8 protein-coding genes and 1 pseudogene are annotated in these 11,861 nt (G+C 66.1%); 3 read left to right on the forward strand and 6 right to left on the reverse strand.

What is annotated here, in order from left to right; all coding sequences use genetic code 11:
- The first annotated feature begins 8 nt into the window (after positions 1 to 8).
- Positions 9 to 1,601 carry a phosphoglycerate dehydrogenase gene (gene serA, locus F6X51_RS07060; protein ID WP_150962509.1) on the forward strand — a complete coding sequence of 531 codons (1,593 nt, stop codon included), beginning with the start codon at positions 9 to 11 and terminating at the stop codon, positions 1,599 to 1,601.
- Positions 1,602 to 1,797: 196 nt separating this feature from the next.
- Positions 1,798 to 1,995, forward strand: a pseudogene (locus tag F6X51_RS28505) (IS5/IS1182 family transposase); the annotation flags it as partial.
- 34 nt (positions 1,996 to 2,029) lie between these two features.
- Here F6X51_RS28505 and F6X51_RS07065 read toward each other — a convergent pair.
- The 6 genes from F6X51_RS07065 to tesB form a co-directional block, all read right to left on the reverse strand.
- A complete protein-coding gene (locus F6X51_RS07065) occupies positions 2,030 to 2,794 on the reverse strand; it encodes a formyl transferase (protein WP_150962510.1) in 765 nt (254 codons plus the stop codon).
- 2,175 nt (positions 2,795 to 4,969) lie between these two features.
- Positions 4,970 to 5,230 carry a DUF6894 family protein gene (locus F6X51_RS07070; RefSeq protein ID WP_150962511.1) on the reverse strand — a complete coding sequence of 87 codons (261 nt, stop codon included), beginning with the start codon at positions 5,228 to 5,230 and terminating at the stop codon, positions 4,970 to 4,972.
- 548 nt (positions 5,231 to 5,778) lie between these two features.
- Entirely contained in the window at positions 5,779 to 6,759 is a 981-nt protein-coding gene (locus F6X51_RS07075) for a TorF family putative porin (protein WP_246696657.1), read from the reverse strand.
- A 315-nt stretch (positions 6,760 to 7,074) separates the two neighbouring features.
- A complete protein-coding gene (locus F6X51_RS07080; RefSeq protein ID WP_150962512.1) occupies positions 7,075 to 8,577 on the reverse strand; it encodes an ammonium transporter in 1,503 nt (500 codons plus the stop codon).
- 89 nt (positions 8,578 to 8,666) lie between these two features.
- Positions 8,667 to 9,005 carry a P-II family nitrogen regulator gene (locus tag F6X51_RS07085; RefSeq protein ID WP_150962513.1) on the reverse strand — a complete coding sequence of 113 codons (339 nt, stop codon included), beginning with the start codon at positions 9,003 to 9,005 and terminating at the stop codon, positions 8,667 to 8,669.
- A gap of 346 nt (positions 9,006 to 9,351) precedes the next feature.
- Complete coding sequence (gene tesB, locus F6X51_RS07090) at positions 9,352 to 10,221, reverse strand: acyl-CoA thioesterase II (RefSeq protein ID WP_150962514.1); 870 nt, start codon at positions 10,219 to 10,221, stop codon at positions 9,352 to 9,354.
- Positions 10,222 to 10,428: 207 nt separating this feature from the next.
- Here tesB and F6X51_RS07095 point away from each other — a divergent pair, with 207 nt between their 5' ends.
- Positions 10,429 to 11,700: an FAD-dependent monooxygenase gene (locus F6X51_RS07095; RefSeq protein ID WP_246696658.1), complete on the forward strand. Its 1,272-nt coding sequence runs from the start codon at positions 10,429 to 10,431 to the stop codon at positions 11,698 to 11,700.
- The last annotated feature ends 161 nt before the right edge of the window (positions 11,701 to 11,861 follow it).

Below are 11,861 nucleotides of genomic sequence, written 5' to 3' on the forward strand. Positions count from 1 at the left end.
AGGCTCCCATGCCCGCTCCCAAGGTTCTCATCTCCGACGCCCTTTCGGAGGCCGCCGTCCAGATCTTCCGCGACCGCGGCATCGACGTCGATTTCCGTCCCGAACTCGGCAAGGACAAGGAGGCCCTCGCCGCCATCATCGGCGGGTATGACGGCCTCGCCATCCGCTCCGCCACCAAGGTCACCCCGAAGATCCTGGCCCAGGGCAGCCGCCTGCGGGTGATCGGCCGGGCCGGCATCGGCGTCGACAACGTCGACGTGCCGGCCGCGACCGCCAGGGGCGTGATCGTGATGAACACCCCCTTCGGCAACTCGATCACCACCGCCGAGCACGCCATCGCGCTGATGTTCGCGCTGGCCCGCCAGATCCCCCAGGCCGACGCCTCGACGCAGGGCGGCAAGTGGGAGAAGAACCGCTTCATGGGGGTCGAGCTGACGGGCAAGACCCTCGGCGTCATCGGCTGCGGCAATATCGGGGCGATCGTGGCCGACCGGGCCATCGGCCTCAAGCTCAAGGTCGCGGCCTACGATCCCTTCCTGTCGCCCGAGCGCGCCCGGGAGATCGGCGTCGAGAAGGTCGAGCTCGACCAGCTGCTGGCGCGGGCCGACATCATCACCCTGCACGTGCCGATGACGGACAAGACCCGCAACATCCTGTCGGCCGAGGCGCTGGCGCGGACGAAGCCGGGCGTGCGCATCATCAACTGCGCCCGCGGCGGGCTCGTGGACGAGGTGGCGCTCCGGGCGGCCCTCGAGACCGGCCACGTCGCCGGGGCGGCCTTCGACGTCTTCGTCGAGGAGCCCGCCACGCGGAACCCGCTCTTCGGCCATCCGAACGTGATCTGCACGCCCCATCTCGGCGCCTCGACCAACGAGGCGCAGGAGAACGTCGCCCTGCAGGTGGCCGAGCAGATGGCCGACTACCTCCTCAGCGGCGCCATCACCAACGCGATCAATTTCCCGTCGATCTCGGCCGAGGAGGCGCCCCGCCTGAAGCCGTTCGTGGCGCTCGCCGACAAGCTCGGCTCGTTCCTCGGCCAGCTCACCGACGCGCCGATCAAGGGCATCCGCATCACCTACGAGGGCGCGGTCGCGGGGATGAACACCCGGGCCCTGACCTCGGCCGCCGTCACCGGCGTGCTGCGGCCCTTCCTGGCCGAGATCAACATGGTCTCGGCCCCGGCCATCGCCCGCGAGCGCGGCATCGTCATCGACGAGATCACGCGGGCGGGGGGCGAGAGCGACTACGAATCGGTGGTGCGCATCACGGTGGATGCCGAGGACATGCCGCGCGACGCCGCCGGCACGGTCTTCCACGACGGCAAGCCGCGGGTGATCGAGATCCGCAGCATCGAGATCGACGCGGCCTTCGCGCCGCACATGCTCTACGTGCGCAACCACGACAAGCCGGGCTTCATCGGCCGCTTCGGCTCGGTCCTCGGCGAGGCCGGCGTCAACGTGGCGACGTTCAACCTCGGCCGCGAGACCGAGGGCGGCAACGCCATCGCGTTCGTGGCGGTGGACGGCCCGGTCTCCGCACCGGTGCTCGAGCAGATCGCCGCGATCCCCCAGGTCAAGCGCGTCCGCGCCGTGAGCTTCTGACCCGCCCCGACCGGGGCGACACGGCCCGGGGGCCGGTTCCGCGGAACCGGCCCCCGGCCTGTTTTCCGCAATCCGCGGGGGGAAGGCGCGACGCGGCCCCCTCCGGTGCGGGGGCGGGCATGGAGATCGCCGGTTATGTCGGTGTTCGGTCCCGGCATGTGGCGTGACGGGTCGAGCCCTCATCCTCGAGATCAGCAAGCGATCCGACCCTGGCCAAGGCTTCGAGCTTCTCCCCCGCGGGTGAGTGGTTGAACGAACTCTCTCCTGGCTTGGCCCCCGCGGGCGTCTCGCCAAGGATCAGGAGAAGACCACCACGAGTTCCACCGCCAGGGCGCTCGCCGCCAGCATAAAGATGATGTCACGGCGGCTCGCAAGGGACTACCATACAGCATGACCTGCCGAGTCCGGCTCTCGAAGATCCATGGCAGCTACATAATTCCTGACGCTAATCCAGTTAAATACTCGACAATACCAGGATGGTGCCACAACCGCGATGTACCTAAGGCCGGATGATGCTTCAGATTCCCACTCAGCGCATCCTCGACGGCTCGCTCAAGTATAGGAATGGCGGCTGCGATTTGCAGAAGAGGGTAGGTCGCAAAGTTGTCCTTTTCTGTTGGCGCGCTTGTAGTCTGCCCCACGATCGGGCCGGTATCTATGCCAGCATCCACTAAATGCACGGTAGCGCCAAAGTACTGAGGCTCTCCATTTCGCAAGGCCCAGTAGCCTCCGTGAGAACCGCGATATCTTGGCGTAATTCCCGTATGCGTATTCAGAACGCTGCACGACATACATTCGAGGATCGTGGGAGAAATTATACTTGTTCCATTTACCACGACCACCTTGGGTTTGATGGCTTTTACCAGTTCCGCAGATGCTTGCGAATTGATCGACGGAACATGATCGATGACACTCTCCGGTACTGGCGTACAGTCCAAATTTGCTTCAGCAAGTATGTCACTGATCCGGGCGCGGCCCCGCCTGCTCAACATAGGCCGGACGATTGAAAGGAAAGCAAGTTGCGAGGACGTTCTGAACGGTCCTACATTTCTCAGTTTTCTGCGTATTGCCAGTTTTTTGGGAACAGGTGCCTCTATGATCACACGAAAGGTGCCGAACTTCGAAACCAGTCGATGGTATACGACGTTGGTCGTCAAGCCTTCACTCGCGACAAGCAATATGTCTTTGTTCATGTGAAGTCTCCCATCGAAAGCGATTGAACCCCCTTTCGTCTCGGAGCCTCGCGAAGTGCTGGATTATAACCTCCCAAAAATACATGCTCTCATGAGTTTGTACCCCAAGTAGCGAGGGTGCCGCCAACGGTGAAGTCTCCGCCTTTCCTTCGCGGCGAAGTCCATCGCACGCGTCATCCTCGCAAGCCTCAGCTGGTCGTCAAGCTTCAGGGCATGTGACAACGGCTGACGTCATCTGCTTGCACATACGTGCACAATTCCGTGTTGCTCAACTGCAGAGCACGCGTGATTACCCGCGAGATTAGGAAATTGGTCCGCGACGCGAGCCTCCTCCTCAGTAGACCCCCCTTATCAGCAAAGCCTGATGAGATACTGGCGGAATTTTTATATGTGATACTCTGTTCACACTATGAAGACAGATGCGCAATTCTTCAATTTCCCGGCAGGATTCCAGGCAACAAGAGTGCGAGAATGGACGCAAAGCGACTTCCTGACACTGGATAACTGCCTATCATTTTGAAAAGCATAATGCGGGCAACAAAAGCCAACTCTCCCATTTCTGCCGACGCCGCCTCAGCAAGCAGTGCTTGAGAGACTCTATTCAAGATATTCAGGACAGCACATCAGCAGCGTGTCGAGCATTTCCTCTCTAGACACGCAAAACAGGAGACCCTCTGTCGTCCAGGTTGCTCGAATCCTATACCTTTCGAACAGCCCCAGCACTCTGAGACTTGCTCGTCTCGCTCCGAAATTTTTATTGACATACTGCTCCACTATGAGGCGATCCCGCTCCTCACATAAGCGTGAAGTCAATAAAAACAACGAACGCAGAAGCATCTCTTAGCATACCCGTCTCCATTGTCGGCGTCGGGTTAGAGGCAGAGGGCTATCGATGCCAGAGAACAAAGATGAGTTCGATAACGAGGACTTATCGCACTGCACAAAATAGCGCGCTATCGCCGCGAAATCACCACCTATCAAGTTCGGAGATGGCAGTCACCAGAAAAGTGCATTCTATGCGGAATTTGTACTGTATTTACTCACGCATTTGCGAGGGTTGGGTTCGCTGACACTTTCTTGCAAAGGACTGAGGCGATCTAGGGTGTCTGATTTGAGAGGCGGTCTTGAACTGACGCTGCAGTTTTCACGGTTATTGAGATAGGGGGTCTTGCGCAGATCGCAGATCGTCGCCCGAAAGCTGATACGAGCGTCCTGCGGTGATGTCACGACTGCTCGTAAGATATTGCTACCAATTATAAACTCTCGATTCAGGCTCTGAAGCTGACGATCCGTGTTCGCCCAGTTTCTCGGTCATGCCTGACCGTACGGATAGGCTCGCGGAGTGGGAAGGCATGCGATGATGGGTCGTGAACCGCGGTTGCTGATGCTGTGTCTCCTGCCGGGTCTGGCTCTCATCTCACCTCCCCGATCGGCGACGGCTGAGACGGCCCACCTCTATGATGGGCGCCGGGCAGTCACGTTCATCCCCGAGGACGGCACCTGCGCCCCACACGAGGTTGAGTTGCGCGTCACCAACGGTGTGATCGGCCATGCCGGTGATCTCGGTGTGTCCACCAATTCGGGCGCGGTCAACTCACGGGGGCAGATGGATACGAGCATGGGCTCGCTCGGCATTGCAGCACCTGCGCCGGGTCGCCTCTCGGAGGCGGACGGTAGCGGGATCCCGACTTGCCCGGACCGCGGGTGCGCAGGGCGACGGCCGGGGCAGGGCCTCGGCTGTACAATGCATTGGGCGCTCGGAACGAGCCCAACCGTTCCCATCTCGCCTGAACGCGCCGGATGTGTCGTGCGGGCCCAGACCCTCTGCGTGGAGCGGCTCGGATGGTCGAAACCGGTCCTGACGAGACGCGGAAAGGGCCTCGTATCGCTGTCTCGCCGGGGGAGACTCAAGCTGGACGGGCGGCCGCACGCATCAGGCAGAGCAGATTGTTTCCTGAAGCAACGGACCGCACCGACCTAGGGTGATCAGTACGGCCGGAACATCGGCATGCAGATTGCGCACCACTCATTTTGAAATTAATAAGTTTTTAAGATGCACATCTTGCGGAGGTCAGTGCGATGATGCACCGGGACTTCGACCAGGGCCGTGACCGTCGGCCTCCTATCGAGCCAGCACGCGCACCGCCGGACGAATCCGCCGGGAGAGAGGAACGCTCAATCCACACTCATGTCCGAAAGATCCTGCGGACGATCCCTCGGCGGAAGCTCGATTGATCGCAGCAACACTCCTGACGGACTTCGGATTTCGAGATGCCACTCGCTGGCGTCCTCTGACAGTTCACCCTGCGTGCGCAGTTCCTCGATGGCCGCCATCACCTCAGCCTGCGCTTCCTCAAGATCCGAGGCACCGGCCCCGATGGGATCCTCGATCACTTCCCTGGCGCTGACCAGCCTGAAGTGAAAGCGCAGCGGCATGACCCGGCCATCCCGTGATCTACAGGTCTATGGGAAGGGCAGGGCGGACGCCCCTGGCTGCTCGTATCAAGCAGTCGTGTGGGCGCTGCTGTAAACGCGTTCTTTGGTAGCTTGCGGATGACCGTTCGGCGCAAAGGGGTTAGCTGTCCGCCTGTCCCGGCGCGAACCCATGCGAAAAGCGCGCCGCAGCAAGGCGGGCTCCAGAAATCCGCTCACGCGGGCGCGATCAGCTCCGCTAAACCCTCGGCGCGAGCTCCGCTCCGAGGCTTCGAACGGCGTGGTCGTGTCGGGTCTGAGCCAGGATCGATCCCGGCGCGGAGATCATCGGCGAGGCTTTACGCCTCAACCTCCTGCTCACCTGGGCGCGGTCGGGATGGGCCTCACGCAGCCTCCATCACGATACCCCCTCCCGTGCGGGGGGTGGGCCGGGGTGAGGGGTGCGGCCTCGCCGGAATGGTGAACCGCCCTCCTGCGCGGCCCCCGAAACGGAAGAAGCCCCGGACGGATCCGGGGCTCCTGGGCAGGGCGGGTGCCGGGGGCCTGGGCTCTTACTTGAAGAGGTTCAGGAAGCCGCCGGGCTCGGCGTAGACGCCGGGGCTGGCGGTGGAGGCCTGCCAGCGGATCGAGCCGATGAAGGCGTCGCCGCACCAGCGCGAGGTGCCGCCGTTGATGTTGCCGCGGAAGTCGCCGGTCAGCGCGAAGCACTGGGTCGGCGTCAGATCGGTGGTGTGGAAGCGGAAGTCGAGGAGCAGGTTCTTGTAGGTGTAGGAGATGCCGACGTTGCCGTAATTGTAGCTCGGCAGGTCGAAGGCGGCGAACTTGTTCGGGCCGCCGATGAAGCCGGTGACCGAGGTCTTGGCCGCGCCGAGGAAGTAGTGGCCGCCCTCGCCCGAGATCGAGAAGCCGCCCGCATAGGCCTCCGGCAGGAACGGGAACAGGGTCGCGGGCAGGGTGTAGGCGATGGTGCCCGAGGTGTAGGTGCCGTTGGTGTGCTGGCCGAGATAGTTCGGCGCGTAGAACACGTTGGCGCCGATCGCGAGCTCGGGGGTCGCCTGATAGAGCGCCTTGCCGGCGTACTCGATGAAGTCGGTGTTGGCCGTCGTCAGGAAGGCGCCGTTGAAGGGATTCAGCAGGCGCTGCTCGTTCGGGTAGTAGTAGTAGATCACCCCGAGGTCGAAGGAGAGCTTGTCGAAGGTCGGCCGGATACCGGCGACGAGATCGAACTCGAAATCGGGCCGGGTCGGCAGGCGGGTCTGCCAGGTGTAGAGGCCCGCATAGGCGAAGTTGTTGAAGAACTGCGCCTCGAAGAAGGTCTGGTAGCTGCCCTGCAGGTTCGACTGCGAGACACCGCGGAAGTTGTAGTCGGAAGCGTATTGCGAGTAGAACGCGAAGCCGATCAGCGGATCCGGTGCCTTGGCCTCGGGCGGCATCGTCTTCGGGGCCGGCATGTCCGCAGCCTGGACCTGTCCGAGGCAGAGGAACGTGGCGAGAGACGCCGCGGCGCCCTGCTTGAACAGCTTCGAAATCATGGAGATCAGCCCCTTTTTCTTGATGGGAAGAAGGTGCCGAAAATGCCCGGTCACCGCAAAACCATCTTTCGGGCATTTGCCTAGTTTTGAGGCATTTCAGGCTTGGCCGTTGCGATGCCCCAGGGTTGTTGCATCGACACCACATTGTTGCCGCAGTGCCGAAGCGAGGCGGCCTTGGGGCGTCCCCGCCGCCGCCTTTCGGGGGGCCGCCCCGCGATCTCGCCATCGGACCGGCCCGAATCAGAAGGGCCCCGGTTCGGCTGAACCGGGGCCCCGAGGGGCGGGGCCCGGAGGCCCCGCCGCGATCGACTACGATCAGTAGTTGTAGGCGCGCTCGCCGTGATCGGCGATGTCGAGGCCCTCGCGCTCCTCCTCCTGGGTCACCCGCAGGCCGATCGTCAGGTCCACGAGCTTGAACAGGATGGCCGAGCCGATGCCCGACAGGAGCAGGGTGACGCCGACCGCCTTGGCCTGGACGATGAGCTGGGCCGTCATGTCGTAGGCGCCGACCACGAGCTCGCCCGGCTTCGTGGTGTAGTCGGGGATGCCGACGCCGCCGAGCGCCGGGCTGACCAGGATGCCGGTGGCCAGCGCCCCCAGGATGCCGCCGATGCAGTGGACGCCGAAGACGTCGAGGCTGTCGTCGTAGCCCAGAGCGTTCTTCACCGTCGAGCACATGATGAAGCAGACCGCGCCGGCCACGAGGCCGAGGACGATCGAGCCCATCGGGCCCGCGAAGCCCGAGGCCGGGGTGACGGCCACGAGGCCCGCGACCGCGCCCGAGAGCATGCCGAGCAGCGAGGGCTTGCCCTTGAGGGCCCACTCGACGAACAGCCAGGACACCGCCGCCGCGGCGGTCGCCACGAAGGTGTTGATCATGGCGAGCGCCGTGGTGCCGTTGGCCTCGAGGTTGGAGCCGGCGTTGAAGCCGAACCAGCCGACCCAGAGGAGCGAGGCGCCGATGGCGGTCATGGTCAGGGAGTGGGGGGCCAGGAGGTCGCGGCCGTAGCCGATGCGCTTGCCCATCATCAGGCAGCCGACGAAGCCCGCGATGCCCGCGTTGATGTGCACCACGGTGCCGCCCGCGAAGTCGAGGGCGCCCATCTTGAAGAGCAGGCCCGCATCGGCGTTGACGGCGTCGAGGGCGTCCTGAGCGGCCTTCTTGGCGGCGTCGTCGGTGGCCGCGGCGAGCGCCTTGGCGGCGTTGCCGACCACGTCCGGGCCGCCCCAGTACCAGACCATGTGGGCCATCGGGAAGTAGATCAGCGTGACCCAGAGGATCGTGAACACGATCAGGGCCGAGAACTTCATCCGCTCCGCGAAGGCGCCGACGATGAGGGCCGGGGTGATCATCGCGAACGTCATCTGGAAGCAGATGTAGACGTATTCGGGGATCACGACGCCGTTCGAGAAAGTCGCGGCCGTCGAGTTCGGGTCGACGCCCTTGAGGAAGGCCTTCGAGAAGCCGCCCACGAAGTCGTTGAGGCCGCCGCCGTTGGTGAAGGCGAGGCTGTAGCCGTAGAACACCCAGATCAGGCACACGATGCAGGCGATGGCGAAGACCTGGGTCAGCACCGAGAGCATGTTCTTGGTGCGCACGAGGCCGCCGTAGAACAGGGCGAGGCCCGGCACGGTCATCAGCAGCACCAGGGCGCTGGCTGTGAGCATCCAGGCGGTGTCGCCCTTGGCCGGGACCGGCGCGGCGGCGGGGACGGCGGCGGCCTCAGGCGTCGGCGACTGCGCGAGGGACGGCTCGGCGAGCAGGAGGGCGAGCACTGCGCCTCCCAAGCCGAGCGCAAGGACGTTGCGAAGTTTCATGGACACGAGACTCCTGATCGCGATGCGATTCTGGTTGTGGAAATCGGTCGGCTGGGGATCCGGGCGGCGGCGCGGCCCGCTCCGGTCGCTCAGAGGGCGTCGGCGTCGGTCTCGCCGGTGCGGATGCGGACCGCCTTCTCGAGGGGCATCACGAAGATCTTGCCGTCGCCGATCTGGCCGGTGCGGGCGGCGCCCGCGATGGCGTCGATGACGCTGCTCGTCAGGTCCGCCGCGACCGCGACCTCGATCTTGAGCTTGGGCAGGAAGCTCACGGCGTACTCGGCGCCACGATAGATCTCGGTGTGGCCCTTCTGGCGGCCGTAACCCTTGACCTCGGTCACGGTCAGGCCGTGCACGCCGATCCCGGTCAAGGCGTCGCGCACCTCTTCCAGCTTGAACGGCTTGATGATGGCCATCACGATTTTCATGGGCGGCGCCCCCTTGTGGAATGAGAGCCGGGTGCCGGAGCCGTCTTGATCGCGACGTCTCGGTCCGGGTTGTCCGCTGGCCCGGAATGGGCCCGCGTTCGCCCGCCCTCATTCAAGGACTATGCCAGGGCCCCGGGGGGCCGGAACCTTTTGGCGCCTCGCGCTTCTGCCCACGGATTGGTCTGCCCTTGCCGCCGGAACGGGCCGGACCCGGCCAGAAATTGCCTAAATAATACGCAAAGCGCCGCCATGAACGGCAAAATCCAGTCAATCCGGACAAAAATCAGGGTTTTCGGCCGGATCGTCGCAGGTTCGCCCGCAGCCGAGCCGCGGGAATCGGCGCGGCTCAGGCGTCGCCGGAGCGGGGGCGAATCAGCCCCTCCTGGGCCACGGAGGCGACGAGCTCGCCGGCGCGGTTGAAGATCTGGCCGCGGGCGAAGCCCCGGGCGCCCGCCGCGTTCGGGCTGTCCTGGGCGTAGAGCAGCCAGTCGTCGGCCCGGAAGGGGCGGTGGAACCAGAGGGCGTGGTCGAGGCTCGCGGACTGGATCTCGGGATCGAACACGGTGCGGCCATGCGCGATGAGCGTCGCGTCGAGGAGCGTCATGTCGGAGGCGTAGGCGAGCACCGCCTGGTGGATTGCCGGATCGTCCGGCAGGGGCGAGGCGGCGCGCAGCCAGACCTGGCAGCGGGGCTCCCGCGGCTCGCGCACGAGGTAGCGCTTGATCGAGGCGGGCTTCAGCTCGATCGGGCGCTCGCGGGCGAAGTAGGCCGCCACCGCCGCCGGGATGCCCGGGCCCCCCGCCGCCAGGAGGGCGCGGGTGTCCGGCAGGGTGTCGGGGTCGGGGGCGTCCGGCATCGAGGCCTGGTGGGCGTGGCCTCCCTCGTGGTCCTGGTAGGAGATCGACATGGCGAAGATCGCCCGCCCGTGCTGGATCGCCTTGACGCGCCGCGTGGTGAAGCTGCGCCCGTCGCGGATGCGCTCGACCTCGTAGACGATCGGCACCTTGGGGTCGCCGCCGAGCAGGAAGTAGGCGTGGAGCGAGTGCGGCGGCCGGGTGCTCGGCACCGTCCGGGTCGCGGCGACGAGGGCCTGCGCCACCACCTGCCCGCCGAACACCCGGGGCCAGCCGAGATTCGGGCTCACCCCCCGGAAGAGGTCGACCTCGAGGCGCTCGAGGTCGAGGATGTCGAGGAGTTCGGCGACGATTCCGGTCATGCGCTCACGCTTGCTCCGAGGCGCCGCGGCCCGGCGCCAGGGCGGCCTGCGGGCCAGCACATAGCAGGCTTCGCCGCCTCGGCCATGCCTGCCGCGCCCCATCCCCGTGCCCCGAGGTCCTTGCGCCACCCTGGCGCCGGGGCGGGCGGCGCCCTATCCTGCGGCGGCGCCCGGCGGGGCGCCGGGACGTTGGCGGGAGGCGCAGGCTTGGTGGGTTCGACAGCGCGCGCGGGCGCCCGCAGCCTCGTGGTGGCGGGCGGGGGCATCCCGGGCCTCGCCCTGGCGCTCGCCCTGAAGCGGGCGCATGGCGAGGCGCTCGGCGTCACGGTCTGCGATCCCGGCCTGCCGGCGGGCGGGGCGCGCCAGCGCGGCCGCGCCTACGCGGTGGCGGCGGGGGGCCGGCACCTGTTCGAGCGGCTCGGGATCTGGGACCGGATCGGGCCGGCGCGCCAGCCCATCACCGACATGGTGGTGAGCGACAGCCGCCTCGCCGACCCGGTGCGCCCGGTCTTCCTCACCTTCGCGCCTGCCCCGGGCGACCCGGAGGCGGACGCCCCCGAGCCCTTCGCCCACATGGTCGAGGCCGAGCCCCTGCTCGACGCGCTGATCACGGCGGCCCGGGCGGCGGGCGTCGGCCTCGCGCCCACCGGCCTCCTGCGGGCCGAGCCGGAGCGGGGGGCGATCCGCGCCCATCTCGGCGACGGACGGGCGCTGCGGGCCTCCCTCGTCGTCGCGGCGGACGGGGCGGCCTCTCGCCTGCGCGAGGCCGCCCGGATCGGCTGGGTCGGCTGGCGCTACCCGCAGGCGGGGATCGTCGCGACGATCGCGCATGCCCGCGACCATGGCGGCCGCGCCTACGAGCATTTCCTGCCGAGCGGCCCCTTCGCGATCCTGCCGCTGCCCCCCGGCGGCGCCCTCGGGCACCGCGCCTCGATCGTCTGGACCGAGCGGGAGGCGGACGTGCCGGCGCTGCTGGGCGGCGGCCCCGGCGAGGTGCTGGCCGAGATCGAGCGGCGCTTCACCCCCAATCGCGGCGAGATCGCCCTCGAATCCGGCCCGAGCGCCCACCCCCTCGCCTTCGGCATCGCCCGCAGCTTCCGGGCCGAGCGCCTGGCGCTCCTCGGGGATGCCGCCCACGTCATCCACCCGCTGGCCGGCCAGGGCCTCAATCTCGGCCTCACCAGCGCGGCGGCGCTCGCCGAGGCGGTGACCGAGGCCCTGCGCCTCGGCCTGGACCCGGGCGGCCCCGACGTGCTGCGGGCCTACGAGCGCGCCCGCCGCTTCGACACCCTGGCGATGGCGGCGGCCACCGACGGGCTCAACCGCCTGTTCTCGAACGACGCGCTCCCGCTGCGCCTCGCCCGCGACCTCGGCCTCGGCCTCGTCGACCGGATGCCGGGCCTGAAGCGCTTCTTCATCGACGAGGCGGCGGGCCTGCGGGGCACGCCGCCGCGGCTGATGCGGGGCGAGGCGCTGTAGAGCCGCACAACCATGCCGATTGACGTTGCGATCCAGATTATCCGATAATAATCGACCAATATCGACTTGATTTATTCGTGTCGAGGCGATGCTTGAATCATTACAGTTTCGAATCTCACCTTATACGTAAATCGAAAAGACATCGACGGATCGATGAAACT

The sequence above is a fragment of the Methylobacterium planeticum genome, from assembly GCF_008806345.1.
Lineage (GTDB): Bacteria > Pseudomonadota > Alphaproteobacteria > Rhizobiales > Beijerinckiaceae > Methylobacterium > Methylobacterium planeticum.